Origin of the sequence: Hamadaea sp. NPDC051192, assembly GCF_040682475.1 — a bacterium.
Lineage (GTDB): Bacteria > Actinomycetota > Actinomycetes > Mycobacteriales > Micromonosporaceae > Hamadaea > Hamadaea flava.
In genome coordinates, this window is sequence record NZ_JBFBAZ010000156.1 from 1 (window position 1) to 17,052 (window position 17,052).

At 69.7% G+C, this 17,052-nt stretch carries 18 protein-coding genes and 1 pseudogene; 6 read left to right on the forward strand and 13 right to left on the reverse strand.

Annotation, left to right across the window (positions count from 1 at the left end; all coding sequences use genetic code 11):
- Window positions 1-171, reverse strand: a pseudogene (locus tag AB0M47_RS36740) (RpiR family transcriptional regulator); the annotation flags it as partial.
- A gap of 336 nt (window positions 172-507) precedes the next feature.
- Between AB0M47_RS36740 and AB0M47_RS36745 the strand changes: the two are divergent.
- Entirely contained in the window at window positions 508-1,731 is a 1,224-nt protein-coding gene (locus AB0M47_RS36745; RefSeq protein WP_363422418.1) for a hypothetical protein, read from the forward strand.
- Window positions 1,732-1,826: 95 nt separating this feature from the next.
- Here the strand turns inward: AB0M47_RS36745 and AB0M47_RS36750 are convergent, their stop codons facing one another.
- On the reverse strand, window positions 1,827-2,378 hold the full coding sequence (locus AB0M47_RS36750; RefSeq protein ID WP_363422420.1) for a hypothetical protein: 552 nt from the start codon (window positions 2,376-2,378) through the stop codon (window positions 1,827-1,829).
- Between the two features lie 149 nt (window positions 2,379-2,527).
- On the opposite strand from AB0M47_RS36750, the gene AB0M47_RS36755 reads away from it, so the two are divergent.
- A complete protein-coding gene (locus tag AB0M47_RS36755; RefSeq protein WP_363422422.1) occupies window positions 2,528-4,501 on the forward strand; it encodes a histidine kinase in 1,974 nt (657 codons plus the stop codon).
- Window positions 4,489-5,136 (forward strand): response regulator transcription factor, encoded by a 648-nt coding sequence (locus tag AB0M47_RS36760; protein ID WP_363422424.1) that lies wholly within the window; start codon window positions 4,489-4,491, stop codon window positions 5,134-5,136. The genes AB0M47_RS36755 and AB0M47_RS36760 overlap by 13 nt, the downstream gene beginning before the upstream one ends.
- Before the next feature lie 44 nt (window positions 5,137-5,180).
- Here AB0M47_RS36760 and AB0M47_RS36765 read toward each other — a convergent pair whose 3' ends face one another.
- Window positions 5,181-5,939: a hypothetical protein gene (locus AB0M47_RS36765; protein WP_363422426.1), complete on the reverse strand. Its 759-nt coding sequence runs from the start codon at window positions 5,937-5,939 to the stop codon at window positions 5,181-5,183.
- A 152-nt stretch (window positions 5,940-6,091) separates the two neighbouring features.
- On the opposite strand from AB0M47_RS36765, the gene AB0M47_RS36770 reads away from it, so the two are divergent.
- Window positions 6,092-7,261 (forward strand): sensor histidine kinase, encoded by a 1,170-nt coding sequence (locus tag AB0M47_RS36770; protein ID WP_363422428.1) that lies wholly within the window; start codon window positions 6,092-6,094, stop codon window positions 7,259-7,261.
- On the opposite strand, the gene AB0M47_RS36775 is transcribed toward AB0M47_RS36770, so the two are convergent.
- Complete coding sequence (locus tag AB0M47_RS36775) at window positions 7,258-7,608, reverse strand: DUF488 family protein (protein ID WP_363422430.1); 351 nt, start codon at window positions 7,606-7,608, stop codon at window positions 7,258-7,260. The two genes, AB0M47_RS36770 and AB0M47_RS36775, sit on opposite strands and share 4 nt — an antisense overlap.
- Before the next feature lie 416 nt (window positions 7,609-8,024).
- Here AB0M47_RS36775 and AB0M47_RS36780 point away from each other — a divergent pair, with 416 nt between their 5' ends.
- Window positions 8,025-8,477 (forward strand): hypothetical protein, encoded by a 453-nt coding sequence (locus tag AB0M47_RS36780; RefSeq protein WP_363422432.1) that lies wholly within the window; start codon window positions 8,025-8,027, stop codon window positions 8,475-8,477.
- Between the two features lie 12 nt (window positions 8,478-8,489).
- Here AB0M47_RS36780 and AB0M47_RS36785 read toward each other — a convergent pair whose 3' ends face one another.
- Window positions 8,490-9,026 carry a DUF222 domain-containing protein gene (locus AB0M47_RS36785; RefSeq protein ID WP_363422434.1) on the reverse strand — a complete coding sequence of 179 codons (537 nt, stop codon included), beginning with the start codon at window positions 9,024-9,026 and terminating at the stop codon, window positions 8,490-8,492.
- The gene (locus AB0M47_RS36790) at window positions 9,023-9,988 is read right to left on the reverse strand and encodes a DUF222 domain-containing protein (RefSeq protein ID WP_363422449.1); all 966 of its coding nucleotides are present in this window, start codon (window positions 9,986-9,988) and stop codon (window positions 9,023-9,025) included. The genes AB0M47_RS36785 and AB0M47_RS36790 overlap by 4 nt, the downstream gene beginning before the upstream one ends.
- A 191-nt stretch (window positions 9,989-10,179) precedes the next feature.
- On the opposite strand from AB0M47_RS36790, the gene AB0M47_RS36795 reads away from it, so the two are divergent.
- Complete coding sequence (locus tag AB0M47_RS36795) at window positions 10,180-10,785, forward strand: class I SAM-dependent methyltransferase (protein WP_363422436.1); 606 nt, start codon at window positions 10,180-10,182, stop codon at window positions 10,783-10,785.
- Here the strand turns inward: AB0M47_RS36795 and AB0M47_RS36800 are convergent.
- The 7 genes from AB0M47_RS36800 to AB0M47_RS36830 all read right to left on the reverse strand — a co-directional run bounded on the left by AB0M47_RS36800 (window position 10,782) and on the right by AB0M47_RS36830 (window position 16,922).
- Window positions 10,782-11,552, reverse strand: a complete 771-nt coding sequence (locus AB0M47_RS36800; protein ID WP_363422438.1) for an inositol monophosphatase family protein — start codon at window positions 11,550-11,552, stop codon at window positions 10,782-10,784. The genes AB0M47_RS36795 and AB0M47_RS36800 overlap by 4 nt on opposite strands.
- On the reverse strand, window positions 11,539-12,165 hold the full coding sequence (locus tag AB0M47_RS36805; protein WP_253762791.1) for a M23 family metallopeptidase: 627 nt from the start codon (window positions 12,163-12,165) through the stop codon (window positions 11,539-11,541). Before AB0M47_RS36805 ends, AB0M47_RS36800 begins: the two co-directional genes overlap by 14 nt.
- A 36-nt stretch (window positions 12,166-12,201) precedes the next feature.
- Window positions 12,202-12,840 (reverse strand): GntR family transcriptional regulator, encoded by a 639-nt coding sequence (locus AB0M47_RS36810; protein WP_363422441.1) that lies wholly within the window; start codon window positions 12,838-12,840, stop codon window positions 12,202-12,204.
- A 61-nt stretch (window positions 12,841-12,901) separates the two neighbouring features.
- Window positions 12,902-13,867 (reverse strand): hypothetical protein, encoded by a 966-nt coding sequence (locus tag AB0M47_RS36815; RefSeq protein WP_363422443.1) that lies wholly within the window; start codon window positions 13,865-13,867, stop codon window positions 12,902-12,904.
- A gap of 22 nt (window positions 13,868-13,889) precedes the next feature.
- The gene (locus AB0M47_RS36820) at window positions 13,890-15,137 is read right to left on the reverse strand and encodes a cation:proton antiporter (protein WP_363422445.1); all 1,248 of its coding nucleotides are present in this window, start codon (window positions 15,135-15,137) and stop codon (window positions 13,890-13,892) included.
- 8 nt (window positions 15,138-15,145) lie between these two features.
- On the reverse strand, window positions 15,146-15,628 hold the full coding sequence (locus AB0M47_RS36825; RefSeq protein ID WP_253762782.1) for a cation:proton antiporter regulatory subunit: 483 nt from the start codon (window positions 15,626-15,628) through the stop codon (window positions 15,146-15,148).
- Window positions 15,629-15,710: 82 nt separating this feature from the next.
- Window positions 15,711-16,922: an MFS transporter gene (locus tag AB0M47_RS36830; protein WP_363422447.1), complete on the reverse strand. Its 1,212-nt coding sequence runs from the start codon at window positions 16,920-16,922 to the stop codon at window positions 15,711-15,713.
- Window positions 16,923-17,052: the final 130 nt, after the last annotated feature.

Here is a 17,052-nt window from a genome sequence, read left to right on the forward strand (position 1 = left end):
ACGCTCCGCCAACTCCACGATCGTCGCCCGCGCCGCCGCCGCCGGATCCGCCAGAACATGATCAGCGACCCGACGCAACGCCCCCGTGAACTCCGTCAGGCGTACCTGGATCTGGGGCAGCAGCGCGTCAGCGTCGTCGTGCGCCGCACTGACGGTCACCTCGCGATCCATCGCTGGCACGCCCCTTCACGGGTATACATACGTGATAATGGCAAGGACTGTTAACTGTTGCGGTAAAAGTTCTTACTGCGAGGGCATAGTTGTCAATAGGTCTCGTAAAGTTTCCTTACCGTTACTTGATCAACGCCTGCCATGAGCAGCGAGAACGCTCGAAAACGGGGTTGGTAAGAATGCTGACCGCGAGCCGTTCGGCCAGGGATCGGCGAGCTGACCGGATGACGCGGATCGATCCGGACGGCGGCCGGGTCGCGCCGAGTATCATCCTCACCTGATCTGTCCACCTTCGACGGACGCCGCTCCCCGGCGTCCGGGCTGACCGGAGGCACAATGCGGCTACCGATGCGCTGGCTGGCCGTGGGGGCGGTGGTCGCGATCGTGATCGGCGCGGGCGCCGGATACCTCACCGCGCACGACTCCGGTTCCGACATCCGCGTCGCGGCCGCGCCCGACGCTGACGCGTCCGGATCGGCCGGCCCGCTGGATCCGTCGGCGTCCCCGTCCACTTCGGCGTCCGCCTCGCCGTCACCTTCGGTGACGAAGAAGGGCTCCGCGTTGGCGTCGCGACCCAACGACGGCACCGGCTACTGGCCCGACTTCTCCAACACCGGGTACGCCCACGCCCCGGCGAACGCGGGCGGGCTCGGCAAGGGCGCGTACCCGGGCAAGCTGAAGGACCACGCCTCGGGGATGAGCGCCGCCAAGCCGCTCCGCCTGGAGTTCCCTGACAACAGCGTGATCACCTTCCAGCGGTTCCTCGCCCTCAAGGTGACCATCTACGGCGACAACCTGACCTTCATCGGCTGCCTCTTCGAGGGCACCATCCCGAACGACAACCTGGTCCAGATCTACGCCGACACCGCGATCACGTTCCGTTACTCGACGTTCAAACCCAACTCGTACGCCCGCCCGCCGGGCAACAACGGGAATGTGTCGTCGGCCCCCAACCCGCCCGGTACGCCGTTCGACAAGTCGTGGCAGCTCGTCACCACGATGAAGGGCGCGGTGGCGACGATGGACCACAACGACATCTGGGGCAACGCCGGGCTGGAGATGACCACCGGGCGGCCCGGCAAGCCGTCGCGCTGGACCAACAACTATCTGCACGACCTGGCCGACACCTCGCACGACGAGTACCACCACGACGGCATCGGGCCGCAGAGCGAGGGCGACGGCGGGCCGATGATCGTCGACCACAACACGATCGCGTCGCTGGGCAACACGAACGGCTTGGCGTTACAGGGAACCGGCGTCTACGACCACGTGTCGTTCACGAACAACTACGTCTCCGGCTGGGGGTACGCCGTCTGCATCGGCACCCGGAACAACGCCACGAACGTCACCGTCACCGGCAACGTCTTCTCGGCGGAACTGAGCCAGCTCTACGGGTTCAACTACGGCGGGATCTGGGGTGGCAAGTCCCGCGGCTCGACCTGGCGGAACAACCGGCTCCAAGTACGCGCCGGCGACGACAACTCGCACTTCAAGGTGTCCGACAACGGCAAGTACCTGTGGCCGTCGAACTTGGCGAAGAGCACCGACTACACCGGCTGAGCGCCGCAGCCCGACGCTGAAGGGCACGCCGTCGTACGACGGCGTGCCCACTCCCCCGGAACCGGATTCCACGGTCGACATTCCGTAGTCGACGATCACGCCGTACGCGCCACCGCACCGGCGGCCGGCGTCGCGGTCGCGGCGGCGACCCCGGTCAACGCGATCGTCGCCAGCCACAGCCCGAACGGCGCGAGCTGCCACGCCTGCACGTCATCACCGGCGGTGATCAGCGTCGCGAACACGCCCAGGTAGGTCACGACCCAGGCGACCGGCATCCACCGCCGCCAGCCGGTCAGCACCCCGGCGCGGGCCAACGCGACCGCCGCCAGGACGCCCCCGACGATCTGCGCGAGGCCGCCGAGCGGGTAGAACGCGTTGTCGGCGTTGCCGGTGGCCATTTCGACGAACCCGCCGAGGGCGATGCTCAGATGCCCGAACGACCAGACGCTCAGCCCGACCGCCGGGAACACGCCCCGGCCGGCGACGCCCGCGGCGAGCAGGCCGGCGATCATCGCGGCGATGCCGATGAAGCCGACATCGATCAGCAGCTCACCGGGCTTGCTGTCGGCGTCGGCGTACTGGATCAGGATGCCGGCCGCCCACAGCAGCGCGGCGGCGACTCCGACGCTTCCCCACACCTTGGTCATGATGTCCTCCTGCACTTCGATTCGATGACTCGGTTCGATGGGACACAGCGTCGGCCCACCGGGGCGGGTCGCACATCGGAGCGACCCCGGAAGGCTCCTCCGGGCTGGCACGGATGTCCCGCCACGCCCCCGATCCGTACGCTGAGCGCATGTATCGCCGGGTGAGCATCGTGATCGCCGGGCTGGCCGCCGCGTTCCTGGTCGCGGGCGCGGCCGGGCTGATCCGGCTCGGCACGGACGCCGATCTGCTGACCGTCCTCTGGTACGCGTCCGGCGTCGTCCTGAGCGTGCCGTCGATCGCGCTGGGGTATGTGATCGCGCGGCGGCGGCCGCAGAATCCGGTCGGCGCGCTGCTGGCCCTCGTCGGGCTGTCGATCGCGGTGATCCCGTCCGTCGAGACCTACGCGACGGCGGCGTACGCGGCCGGCCTGCCGATGCCCGCCGCCGTGGGAACGCTGGACCAGGGCTCCTGGATGCTCATGTACGTCCCGGTCGCACTGTTGGTCCTCTTCTTCCCCGAGGGACGGCTGCCCGGTCCGGGCTGGCGCTGGGTCGCCGGTGGGCTGGCCGCCGTGCTGATCGTGTTCGTCGGCGTGGCCGGGATGGCGCCCGGGGCGTACCCGCCGCCGTTCGAGAACGCGCCGCACGCGCTGGGCGTGCTGCCCGACGCCGCGTTCCCGTTCGTCCTCGCGCTGCCGTTCCTGCTGCTCGTCCTGCTGATCGCCAGCGCCGGTTCGATGATCGGCCGGTTCCGCCGCACGACCCGCCCGAGTGAGCGTGCCCAGCTGAAGTGGTTCGCCCTCGCGGGCCTGTGGCTGCCGGTGTCGCTGCTGCTGTGCTGGACGAGCTATCTCCTGATGGGCATGCCCGACCTGGCGATGATCGGCCTGTTCGGACTGTTCATCACCATTCCGGTCGGCACCACGATCGCCATGCTGCGGCACGACCTCTACGACGTCGACAAGGCGATCGCCGCCACCGTCACCTACAGCACGGTGACGACCGTGCTGCTGGGGCTCTACACCGCGATCTCGTTCACCGGCGGGCTGGTGGCCGGCGGCGGCAGCGCGGTCGTCGCGGCGGGCGCGACCGCTGTCTGCGCCGCGGCGCTGACCCCGGTCCGCTCGCGGATCCAGCGCGTCGTCGACCGGCGGCTGTATCCGCAACGCCGTGCCGCGCTCGACGCCATCGCCGCGTTGCGGCAGCGCATCGACATCGGCGACAGCCAGCCGGAGGAGTTGCAGGCGGTGCTGCGAACCGCTTTGCCGGACCGGGCGCTGCTTCTGGCGTACAAGTTGCCGGGCGAGGAACAGCTCGTGGACTCGACCGGGGAGCCGATCGCGGACCCCGGCGGCGCGACCCCGATCGTGTTGCACGGTCAGGAGATCGGCGCGGTGATCCGGGGCAGTGACGGCACGAGCCGGGAGTTGCTCCGGGAGATCGCTGCGGCGAGCGCGTTGCTGGTGGAGGTGACCCGGCTGCGGATCGGGCTGTCGGCGGCGTTGCGCGACGTGGCGTCGAGCCGTGCGCGACTGTTGGCGGCGGGTTATTCGGAGCGTCGCCGGCTGGAACGCGACCTGCACGACGGCGCGCAGCAGCGGCTGGTGGCGCTGGGCCTGTCGCTGCGGTTGGCGCAGCGGCACCTCGGCGACGGCACGGTGGACGTCGACGGGCTGCTCGACCAGAGCGTCGCCGAGCTGGGCACCGCGGTGGCGGAGCTGCGGGCGATCGCGCACGGGTTGCGGCCGAGCAGTCTCGACGACGGCCTGGACGTCGCCGTACGCACCCTCGCCGGATCGCTGCGGTTGCCGGTCACCGTCGAGGTGGAGACCGGGCCGATCGCCGACGATCTCGCCACGACGGCGTACTACGTGGTCAGTGAGGCGGTGACGAACGCGATGAAGCACGCCGACGCCGGCTGGATCGGGCTGCGGCTGATCCGGGAGGACGCGACCCTGTCGGTGCAGGTACGCGACGACGGCCGGGGCGGTGCGCAACTGCGGCCGGGTTCCGGGCTGGCCGGGCTCGCCGACCGGGTGGCCGCCGCCGGTGGCGCGTTGCAGGTGCACAGCCCGAGCGGGCGGGGCACCACGATCCAGGCGGTGCTGCCATGCGCATCGTGATCGGCGAGGACTCCGCCTTGTTCCGGGAGGGCCTGGCCCGGCTGCTGGCCGACGCCGGGCACGAGATCGTCGCGAAGACCGGCGACGCTGTCGCGCTCGTCGAGGCGGTCGCCGCCCACGTACCCGATCTGGCCATTGTGGACATTCGGATGCCGCCGGACCACACCGACGACGGCGCCCGCGCCGCGCGTACGCTCCGCGACCGGTGGCCGAGGCTGGGCATCCTGCTGCTGTCCCAGCAGATCGAGACCCGGCACAGCGTCGAACTGGTGGCCCGGGGCGGATTCGGCTACCTGCTCAAGGACCGCGTCTTCGACGTCGACGACTTCCTGGAGGCGCTACGCCGGGTGGCCGCGGGCGGCTGCGCGCTCGACCCCGAGGTCGTCACGCGGTTGCTGGGCGGACCGCCGCTGCCCGGCCTGACCGCCCGCGAACGCGAAGTGCTGGCGCTGATGGCCGAAGGCCGGACCAACGTCGGCATCGCCCGGCGGCTGTGGCTGACCGATCGCACCGTCGAGACGCACGTCGGCTCGATCATGAACAAGCTCGGGCTGACCAGCGCCGGTTCCGACGAGGATCACCGCCGGGTGCTCGCCGTGCTCGCCTACCTGCGCAGCGGCCCCTCCTCCGCCTAGGAGCGTGGGTCAGTAACGCCGACCACGCTGAAGCGGGCTCGGCCCTACTCCTCGTCGGCGTCCTCCAGCAACATGCGCGGGTAATATGCGCCAGGCGTGTCCTGCGGCCATGAAGCCATGAGGCGTTCCACCACCTCACGGTGGGTTGCCAGGTGGGCCGTGGCGAGGACCGATGCGGCGCTGACTTGAAGCTGGACGTCGTCGGACTCGGTAAACCGCATGGCGATATCGGCGCCTTCGGCACAGTGCGCGAACCTCAGCGCCTCCATCACCTCGGCCCGGGTTCGGCGGTCCTGCGAGTCGTCCATGGCGATGCGGCCGATCACTTCGACCAGCCGGGGGTTCGGCTTGTCGGCCTGTTCGAGCGGCTTGGACGCCGCGGCGGTCGCGTTCGACAGCACCTCGGGGTCGGTTGTCCGGTCCATCACGTCAGCGATGAGCTCGGCGTCCTCCGGCTGTGCCAGATTCGTCATGGCCAGCAGCGCACTGGCGTGATCGGCCCCGTCTCGCCTGGCGCCGCTTTCCGCGGCCGTCAACGGAGGCTGCCGCAGCACCCAGCGCGCCCGATCCAGGACCTCCATTTCGTACGGCTCACATGGATTGCCGCCGCCCCACCTGCTTTCAGCCTCCGCATACTGGAACCGCGCGAGGGCGACGCTGACGGGCACCCGCTGCTCGCTTCGTAGAAGCTTGAGGAAGGCGTCGACGAACGTCGCATCGCTGGAGGGCTTCACCAACTCCGCGCGGGCGACCTCCAACTCCGCCGCGTCGAGCGAAACCGAGTCCCAGTAGTAGGTCGTCACGCGGGCAAGCCTCGCACAGGCGCCAGCGGCACAACCAACCCCTTTTCACGGTCGCCGGGTGCTGTTTCGCGCGGCGAAATGTCCACCGAACCAGAATGACCGGTGCGATGATCACGGCAGCGGCGGTGGAATCGGGCTGTTAGCCTGTCGCGATGGCCGGACTCGTGGCCGTGTTGCTGGATCGACTTCGGCGGATGCAACCGGTGCTGGGCGATTCGACGCTCGCCGTCGCGTGCGTGGCGGTCACCTTGGTCATCGCCCCCCAGGTCCGGCTGCCCGGCTCGGTTCCGTTCGACGTCGTGGGCGTACTGCTGACGCTGGGCTGCTATCTGCCGCTGGCGTTGCGCCGCAAGGCTCCGGTGGCCGTCCTCGTGGTGACCTGCGTCAGCCTCGAGGTGTACCTGCTCGCCGGTTATGTGCCCACGCTCAACCTGTTCGGCCCGCTCCTGGCGCTGTACTCCGTCGCCGCGCAGCGGCCGGCTTTCGTCACCGGGGTCAGCGCGATAGCCGCCGCCGTGCCGATCTTCACGAGCGCGATCGCGGCCGACCTGTCCCTGGAGTTGGCGCTCGGCCAGGCGATCGTCGCGCCGGGCGTCGCGTGGATGTTCGGCAACAACACCCGTAATCTCGCGGTGCTGACCCGTCGGCTCCGCGCCGAACAGGCGCAGCGGGCCCGGCAGGCGATCGGCGAGGAACGCCTGCGGATCGCCCGGGAACTGCACGACGTGGTGGCCCATCACATGTCGGTGATCTCCGTCCAGGCCGGACTGGCCGACTATGTGCTGTCGACCGATCCGGCGACCGCCTGCGGCGCGGTGAAGACCATCGCCGAGACCAGTCACCAGGCCTTGGACGAGATGCGGCACATGCTGGCGTTGCTGCGGTTGGGCGCCGACGGTGAGACCCCGGAGCCGCTGCCAGGTCTGCGGCGGCTGGACGATCTGGTGCAGCAGACGGCGGCGGCCGGCGTCGAGGTGGACGTCGTCGTCACCGGGGCCGAGCGGGAGCTGAGCGGCGCCGTGGACGGCTGTGTCTTCCGCGTCATCCAGGAGTCGCTGACCAATGTCATCAAGCACGCCTCACCCGCCCAGGCCCAGGTACGCCTGGACTACCGCCCCGACGCCCTGGTCGTGCGGATCCTGGACAACGGGCGACGGCGTACGCCGAGCGCAGCCGCCGGGACGGCCCCGGGCGGGCACGGCATCCTCGGCATGCGCGAACGGGCGCAGGTCTACGGCGGCACGCTGACCGCCGGACGGCGTCCCGGGGGCGGCTTCGAGGTCGTGCTCACCCTGCCGACCCGCTCGGGGCTATCCGATTAGTGCGACAGGACGTCGGCGAGCACCGCGAGGTGGCTGTGCGGCAAGTCCTTCGACGAGGTCAGCAGGGTCACCGTGCCGTGGGCGGCCAGATCCCGGAGTTGGGTGAGCCCAGCCTGCTGCTCCGGCCCGGCCAGCTCCCGCTCGTAGCGCCGGACGAACTCGGCGTGCCGCGCCTGCGGATCTTCGTGATACCACTTGCGCAGCTCCGTCGACGGCGTGACGTCCTTGACCCACTCGTCGACGTCGGCCTCGTCCTTGCTGATGCCGCGCGGCCAGAGCCGGTCGGCCAGGACCCGCCGGCCGTCGTCGTCGGCCGGCGGGTCATATATGCGCTTTATCTGAACCACATTCCGGAATGTACCGTCAGCCGGCGGCCAGTGTGTCGAGATAGAGCTGGATCACCTTCGGGTGGTGCCGCAGATTCTCACGGCCGACGCTACCGTTCGCCCCTGCTCGGCGTCGGCGTACTCGGCGAACCGGTGTCGGGAGGTCAATGGCTGGCGCTGGGCGTGATCCTGCTCGGCCTGCTCGCGTTCGGCATCACCGATCATTCTCTTCCGCCACGAGGGCTGGGCGGAGCAGGTGGAGTTCATGAACCACTGCTCCACCAAGTGGGCCACCTTCCTGATGAGCCTCAAGCGGCTCGTCGAGACCGGCAAGGGCGAGCCCGCGCCGCTCGACGTCAAGGTCAGCAACTGGCACTGACCCAACTGCCGGCCCTGACCCAGCTGCCGGCTCTCACACAGCCGCATATCCTGCCGCCATGCAGGAATGGGAAACCGAGATCGCCCGGCTCGACGACCGCTTCCGGCCGATCGCCCAGGCGTCCACGCCCAGCCGAGACCTCCCCGCCGAGGCCTCGGCTGAGCGCGTCCTCAGGTCACTCATCAACGTGTACGCCGAAAGCACCGAACCGGATCGAGCGACCCTGCGCCGGCTGCTGGACCGATACCGGTACTTCCGTTGGGGCGCCCACCTGCCCTACGAGTGGACCGGGGCGGCGGAGTTCCGGGCGCGGCTGATCCACCTGTCGCTGGTCGACCAAGGCGACGACACCCGCGACGAGATCCTGACCCTGCGCGACTACTGCACGCGTGCGTACGCCGACGGCATCGAGGTCGCCCCGATCGTCGCCGAGGTCGTGACCATGTCGAGCGACGTCGACAAGTACGGCATGGGCTCGATGAAAGCAGTCCTCTCGGCGTACGCGCCGTAATCCGGACAGCGATCAGCATCTTCGGTGGAGAGTGTTCCGCACGGGCCTTCGGAGCGGGTCGACGAAAGCCGGCGGCAGGAACTCGGGGAAGCCATCTGGTCTCATGCGGACTTCCCAATGCCCGTGGTGGATCTCGCGATGGTGAAAGCCACAAAGCAGGACGCTGTTGGCGAGGCAGGTGTCGCCGCCGTCTGCCCACGATCGGACGTGGTGGCCGTGGCACCACTGGGGTGGCCGGTCACAGCCGGGGAAGGCGCATCCTTTGTCCCGCAACACGAGTGCGCGGCGGAGCGGTCCGTCGATCAGGCGTCGGGCGCGGCCGACGTCGAGGACCTGGCCGTCGCCACCGAGCACGGCGGGGATGATCATCGCGTCGCAGGCCAGACGTCGCACGGTTTCCGGGGTGAGCAGGTCGCCGGTGTCGAGCAAGCCTGCGCCGACCTTCGCTTGGAGCGCGTCCCAGGGCAGGGTGATCGTCAGGTGTGGTTTCTCGCCGCCGTTGTCCGGCAGCTCACCGGCGTTCATGATCCGCTGGCACACCTCGATCAAGGCGTCAGCCCGCCGCGCACCAGCCGAACGCAGATCCGGCTCCCCGGCAACACCCGAGCCGCAACGCGACCGCCGTCTGCCACACCCTCGCCCGCGCAGCTCCCATCCGCGCACGAACCCGTGCAGCCCGCGCCCGCCCCACCTGCCACGGTGAAACTGCCGGTTGCGTCCGCGCCAGCGCAGCCTGCCATGGTGAAGCCACCCACTGCCTCCACGCCCGCGCGGCCTGCACAGCCTGACATGGCGAAGCCGGCTGCTCCGTCTGCAGCATCGGCGAGCCCCGCCACAGCGGCAGCGGTTGGTGCGGGCTTGCGCGGTCCGGACAATGGATCCAAAGCGGTCCGCACGATCGCAGCCATCTCGGCGTCCAGGGTGCCGCGGATCCGGTATTCGCCCTCACCGTAGGGGATGAGGGTGAAGTCGCGCCGATCGTAGGCCGACCGTTCGGCGCGCTCCAGATCGCGGCGCAGACGCTCCTCGGCGATCTCCGGCGCGACCAGCTCCAGGATCTGCGACCGGTGGTTCTCCAGCGTCTCCGGGCGCAGCCGGTCGTCGGCAGCCAGCTTGGTCAAAACGTCGGCGGCTTTCGCCTTACCGACCTCGCCGACCGCCGACGGCAGGTCGTGCACGGTCTTGGCGATGACCCGCGCTTGCTCGACGGAGACCCGCCCGGCTGCGAGTGCTTCCTCGACGACGGGCGTCTCGGGCAGAAGTTTGCCCAGCTTCGTCCACGCCACGGCGTCTCGGTGCCGCATCGCGAGGAGGTAGGTCAGCCAGTTCGCGGTGCCGGTCGCACCTGCGTCGTAGGGAATCTCGCGACTGTCCGCGGCGCCGATCAACGCCAGGAACCGGCCCGACAAGGCTTGGATCGCGACGTGGACCCGGCGGACTTCGTCGGTGATCTCGGCGTCCGAAAGTGTCCACAGGGGACCAGCCGCCAACTCGGCGACATCCGCCTCCACCTGCGCCAACACCCCGTCCACGGGATCAACATTAGAACAAAGGTATGACACCTTCCAGGGGGTCAAGGTCACGAGAATGTGCCACGATCACCAGCCAGAAGGTCCACAAGCGACAGACAGCTGGTGCGCTGCGAATCGCCAGGACGGGCGTTGGCGAGGAAAGTCCGGCGGGGAGAGCTTAGGGTGGGGTGATGGCGGAGAACGCGTACGACCAGGTGTATCGCGATCCGAGCGGGCCGCCGTGGGATCTCGGCGCACCGCAGCCTGCGCTCGCCCGGGTGCTGGACGAGGGTGGGTTCGCCGGGCCGAAGGTGCTCGACGTCGGGTGCGGCCCGGGCGATCTCGCGATCGCGCTCGCCCAGCACGGGTATGACGTGACGGCGGTCGACGTGTCGCGGGTGGCGATCGACATCGCGCGTACGCGGGCTGCCGAGGCGGGTGTCGCCGTGCACTTCGAGGTGCAGGACGCGACGGAGTTGTCGTTGGCGGCCGCGCCGTTCGACTCGATCGTCGACTCCGGGTTGCTGCACAGTCTGCTCCGGATCGGCGACGCGGAGGCCGAGCGCTACTTGACGCTGCTGCCGGGGTTGGCCGCGCCGGGTGCGACCGTGTTCGTCCTCGCGATGTCCGTAGAGGCCGGTCAGGGCTGGGGTGTGACGGCGAAGTACCTGCGGGAGACGTTCGGCGGACCCGAGTGGACGGACACACGGGTCGACGACATCGAGATCGCCGCCGATCTCAAACCCGGGGACCTCCGGATGCCGGGATTCCTGGTGCGGACGCGGCGAAGCGGCTAACGCAGCAGCGCCAGCAGGGACGAGTGGGTGGCTTCGTCGGCCGCGACGAGGAGCCCGCCGACCCCTGTGTGCAGCGGCTGGCCCTGGATGCCGGTGACGACGCAGCCGGCGGCCTGGCAGAAGGCGATGCCGGCGGCGAAGTGCACGCTGTCGCGCAGGTCCCCCGCCGTCAGGTACGCAGCCCGCCGCCCCGCTCCGACCCAGGCGACCGCCAGCGTGGTGGACAGGACGCGGGGCCGGAAGAGCCGGTTGAACTCGACGTCGGCGAGCAACGCCGTCGCCGAGAACTCCGGGCTGTCCGGATGCGGGTCGAGGTTGATGTCGACCAGGCGCGATTCGGCCGACGGGACAGCCGGCCGGTCCTCGCCGTCGCGGCGTACGAGGGCGCGGTGGCCGTCGGTCCAGAAGGTCTCGCCGGTGAAGGGGTCGGCGCTCGCGGCCGCGGTGACCGCCGACCCGGTACGCAGTGCGACGTTGACGGCGACCATGGTCGTCTCGGCGGCGTAGTTGAGGGTGCCGCAGAGCGGGTCGACGAACCAGGTGCGGTCGCCGATGACGCCGCCGGTCTCCTCGCCGAGCACCGCATCGTCCGGCCGGGTCTCCCGCAATACGCCGAGGATCGCCTGTTCGGCGGCGAGGTCGGCCTCGGTCGCGAAGTCGCCGGGGCCCTTGGCCTGCCGGGTGAGCGATCCGCCGAACTTCGCCCGGACGATCGCGGCGCCGGCTTCGGCCGCCGTGAGGGCGACTCCATGATCAGTCAGGGACACCTCGGGAGGATACTCCCGGGCAGTTCTTGCTCGTCCGCTTCACGGTGTATTCGTGATCGTCGGTGGTGATGCCGGACGGCTGGCCGTCGAAGTAGGCCTCCACCTTCTCCCAGCCCCGGTGCTGCTCGTAGTGCAGGTGCGGAGCCCCGGAGTTGCCGGTGCTGCCGACCTTGCCGAGCTGCTGCCCCTGCACCACCTTGTCGCCGACCTCCACCATCGGCATCTCGATCATGTGCAGGTACTGCGTCGTCCACTTCCCGCCGTGGTCGATCTTCACCCAGTAGCCGCCGCCGCGCCCCTTGGGCCCCTTCGGGTTCTGCTGCGTACGCCCGCCCAGTTCGCCGTTGACTCCGGCTTCGATGACGGTGCCGCCGAAGGAGGCGTACACGGGACGGCCCCAGGCGGACCCCTTGGTGGGGAACATGTCGAGGTCGAAGTCGTCGTGGCCGGGATAGGTGCCCAGTTCCCACGTCTCTCCACATGCGACCGGCAGCTGGAACAGCGGGCGTGGCCCGGGCGGCAGGAGCATCGGCACGACCACGATCGCGGTGGCGGTCAGCAAGGTGGTGGCGGCGGCGATGGCGATCGCCCAGATGATGCGGCGGCGGGTCACCGGGCCGAGCGTACCTGGGGCGTTGTTAAAACGGTGTCAGCGGCCGAGCGCCGACATGATGATGCGGGCCGTGTTCTCGACATGCTCGCGGGCGATCTTCGCGGCCGTCTCGCCGTCCTGCGCCCGCAGCGCGGCCACGAGGTCCCGGTGCTGCCGGTTGACGATCTCGTCGTCGGTCGGGGTGAAGACGACCGGCTGGTGGAAGTTCCAGTAGTTCACCTTGGTACGCCGGAAGAACTGGCTCAGCAGCGTGTTGCCGGCGGCCTTGGTGACGAGGTCGTGGAACTCGGTGTTCAGCTCGTTGAGCCGGACCCGGGAGGCGCCCGGCTGCTCCATCAGCTCCAGCAGCTCGTCGAGCCGGGCGAAGTCGTCCTGCTTGAGGCGACCGGCCGCCAGGTACGCCGCGTGCGCCTCGATGCCGGCCCGTGCCTCGATGATCTCCAGCATCTCCTCGGGGGCGTGATCGCGGACGATCCAGCCCCGGCGCTGTTCGACCAGGCCTTCCTGACGCAACCGCAGCAGCGCCTCGCGGACGGGGGTGCGGCTGACCTTGAGCCAGTCCGCCAGCTCCTCCTCCACGAGGCGGTGGTTCGGGCGGAACTGCGCGGACAGGATCGCTTCGCGAAGCCGCTCGTGCACGACGTCCGCCATGAACTCGGTGCTGCGCGCGGCCATTCCTTGTCCCATCCCTGCCGAAGATTGATCGTATACAGAAGCGTACACGCTAGCTCGGGTATTACCCGAGCATCGTATTCTCACGCGCTTTGCGGGCCGCCAGCACCACGACCACCCCGATGACGGCCGCGCACACCACGTTGGTGGCGAGGTCGGTGACCAGCGGGCCGCCCTCCTCCGGGCGCTGCGGGAAAGCGACCCAGGTGTAGGTCGCCGCCGCCCCGATCGCGAGGGCGCAGACGTGCTGCTGGCTCCAGCCGTCCCGGCGAGACCACCGGGAGACGGCGGTGATCCCGGTCACGGCGACGACCGACCAGGCCACTACGGTCACCCATTGATACCAGGCCGCGGTGACCAGCACCGCCGGAGCCCAGAACGCACTCGTCAAGAAGAAGGCGAACAGAGCGGCGCTCCCGGGTTCCGGCGGTCGGCCGGTCAGGCGTGGCGACCGGCTGCGGCGCGGAAGCAGGAAGGCCGCCACGATCACCCCGGCGATCACGACCGCCATGCCGATCTGCTGAGCCGGCGAAGCGAGGAACCGCGTGTCCAGGTAGTTGCCGTAGAACACCAGGACGCAGCCGACGGCGTACAGGACGCCCACGACGGTCAGCCCGAAGCCGCCCAGCCACGGCGTCGTACGCCGGGCGGGGGTCAGCGACTCGACGAGGGCGATCGGCACGCTGATGCTCCACACCGCGTGCAGCGCGATGATGATCAGCGTCGTCTGCACGTTCATCCCCAGCCACGGCACGTACGCCGGACCGGCGAGGTAGTCGTGCCCGGCGTACGCGTCGGTCCAGAGGAGCTGATCGACCGGTCCCTCTTCGATCAACGCGTACGCCACCGCCAGCAACGCCATCGTCGGCCAGCCGCCGGCCCGCCGGCCGAGTTCGCGGACGAGCACCGCACCGCACCCGTACAACGGGATCAGCAGCACGCCCACCCACAGCGAATCGACCGTCAGGTTGCCGAGCAGGAACTCTCCCACGAAGGGCGCCAACAAGAACAACCCGAGCACCGGCCGCATGCCGACATGTTATGGGCCAGGCTCAACCGGGACTGTGATCCGGCGTCAGCTCCTCCGGGGCGGTCGCCTGATGAGGCACCGTCGGCGCCGGCAATGGAGTCTCCAGAACCGGTGTACGGCGTTTGGCGTACCGCTTGGCGATCGGAATGATGGCTCGCGCCGTGAGCGGACCGGTGACCGCGAGCACGAGCACGTAGGCCGCCGCCAGCGGGCCGAGTTCGGAATTGACCCCGGCGGTGACCGCGAGCCCGGCGATGACGATGTTGAACTCGCCACGCGGCAGCAACGCCGCCCCGGCACGCAACCGGCCGAGCGTCGAGACACCGGCCCGGCGCGCGGCCCACCAGCCGGTGGCCATCTTCGTCAGCATGCCCACGATCGCGAGGGCGATCGCGATGCCCGCCACCGGCGGCAGATCATGGGGGTTGGTGTGCAGGCCGAAGAACACGAAGAAGACCGCCGCGAACAGGTCGCGTAGGGGCGTGAGCAGTTCGCGGGCCTGGTGCGCGAGCGGACCGGACAGGGCGATGCCGACCAGGAACGCGCCCACCGCGGCCGAGACCTGGAGCATCTGGGCGACCCCGGCGACCAGCACGGTCAGGCCGAGCACCTTCAGCAGCAGCACTTCCTGACTGGGCGAGGCGACCAGCCGCTCCACGATGTGGCCGAAGCGCAGCGCCACGATGAGGATCACGGTGATGGTCGCGGCGGCGATGCCGAGGGTGATCGCGCCGGTGAGGAACCCGGCTCCGGCCAGCATCGCGGTCAGGATCGGCAGATAGACGGCCATCGTGAGGTCTTCGAAGACCAGCAGTGACAGCACGACCGGGACTTCCCGGTTACCGAGCCAGTCGAGGTCGGCCATCACCTTGGCGGTGATGCCGGACGACGTCACGTAGGTGATGCCGCCGAGCGCGACGGCCGCGACCGGGCCCCAGCCCATCAACAACGCGACGGCGACGCCGGGCAGCGAGTTGAGGACGAGGTCGACCAGACCGGCCGGGGCATTGGTACGCAAGGTGCCCACGAGTTCGGGCGCGGTGTATTCCAGGCCCAGCGTGAACAGCAGCAGGATGACGCCGATCTCGGCGCCGGTCGCGGTGAACTCCTCGCTCGTCGTGAGCGGCAGGATGCCACCGTGGCCGAAGGCCAGCCCGGCGAGCAGGTACAGCGGGATGGGAGAGATGCTCCAGCGCAGCGACAGCGCGCCGAGCAGCCCGAGGGCAAGGATGATGGCGCCGATCTCGATCAGCGTGAAGGCAGCTTCCATACGCCGGCCTATCCGCGCGTGAAGATCTCGGCGGCTCCCGCGGTGCCGTCGGCGGTGCCGACTATCACCACGAGGTCACCGGACCGCAGACGGGTATCCGGACCAGGGCTCGCGACGACCTCCGCGTCGCGCACGATCGCGACGATCGAGGCGCCGGTGCGCGTACGCACTCGGGCGTCGCCCATGAAGCGACCGGCGTAGGGCGAGCCCTCGGCCACCTGGATCTGGACGGTGACCAGGCCGGTCACCTGCCGCTGGAGATCCGCGAGCCGCTCGACGAGCCGCGCGGTGCCGAGCAACTCGGCGACTCCGTTGGCCTCCTCGTTCGTCAGTGCGAGGGCGGCCAGGGTGGTATCTGGATCTCGTGGGTCGTACACCACCAGATCCCGGCGACCGTTGTGGTGAGAGATCACCGCGGCGTGCTGTCCCCGCGCCGTCCGGAACTCGTGCCGCAGCCCGATCCCCGGCAGCGCCGTCCGCTCGACCTCCACCTAGATCAGCCCCTTTCGCCTTGTCGGTCCCCCATGATCGCATATCGACATCGATGCGCGGTAAGGGTGCCCTCAGTCCTCCTCAGGCCGTCACAGGCTCGGCGCGGGTCCGCGCGCCCCATCGCACCAGCGACGGGTACGCCGTACCAGCGACCGCGAACAGTACCCCGACAACCAGCCAACCTGGTCCGCCACCGCCCACGACCAGGGCCGTGAGCAGCGGTGGCGTGACCATGTTGCCGATCTGCCGGCCGGTCAGGTAGGCCCCTTGGTACTGGCCCTGCGCCCAGTCGGGGGCCATTCCGAAGATCACCGCCCAGGTGGCCGTGGAGCTGAACAGTTCACCCAGCACGTGTACGCACGCCGCCGCCAGGACGCCGACGCAGACCGCCCAGGTGGGCATCCCGGTGGACGCTCCGAAGAGGACACACGCCACGGCGATGATCAGCGCGCCCCGGCGCCCCGTACGCGCGGCGCTCGCCAACCCGTCGGTGCCGCCGGACGCCCACACCTGCAACAGGACGCAGCCGGTGGTATTGATGAGCAGGGCGGCCGACACCAACCACAGTGGACCGCCCGTGTGCACGGTGAGCCACAACGGCAGCCCGAGCGGGAGCAGTTCGTTGTAGAGCGCGGCGACGAGCCCGTCGACCAGGGCGAAGCTGAGGAACGGGCGGTCGCGCAAGGCGACCAGGCGCGGCTGTTCGGCCGGGCGTTCGGCGATCGGCTTGTCGAGTCGCACCCTGGTCAGCACGGCCGCCGCGAGCAGGAAGGTGACCGAGTCGGCCAGCAGCATCACGGCGTACGCCGAGCGGGTGTCGAGCATCAGCGGGATGCTGCCGATCAACGCCCCCAAGCCGATCCCGGCGTTGTTGGCCGAGCGCAGGAAAGCGCGTACGCGCAGCCGCTGCGCCGGTTCGACGGCGGCGGCGATCATCGCGCCGTTGGCCGCCTTCGCGCCGGCCTCCCCGACCGCGATGAGGCCGGCGATCGGGGCGAACGACCACAGCCCGCGTACGCCGATCAGGCCGGCAAAGCACACCGCTTGCAGGATCAGCAGCGCGAGCATGACGCGCTTCGGGCCGTACCGGTCGGCGACGTAGCCCATCGGAGTGCTCAGCGCCATCCCGGCCCCGGCCGCGATCGCCAGCCCGAGCGCGACCTCGGCCGGGCTCAGCCCGATCGAGCGCGTGAGGAACAGCGTGCTCGTCGTCAGGTACGCCCCGTTGCCGAGGGTGTTGACGAAGTGGGCGCCGATGAGGATGCGGGCGTTGCCGCGGGGTGGGAGCAGCACGCGGGCAGCGTAACAGTACGAACGTACGGTTTGTTAAGCCCGCGTGACGCGCCTCACCCCGCCCGAACGGCGCCGGCGCTCTTCTGCGCTGGATCAGGGTTCCGGGTCGAATCTTGGGTCAAGATTCGAC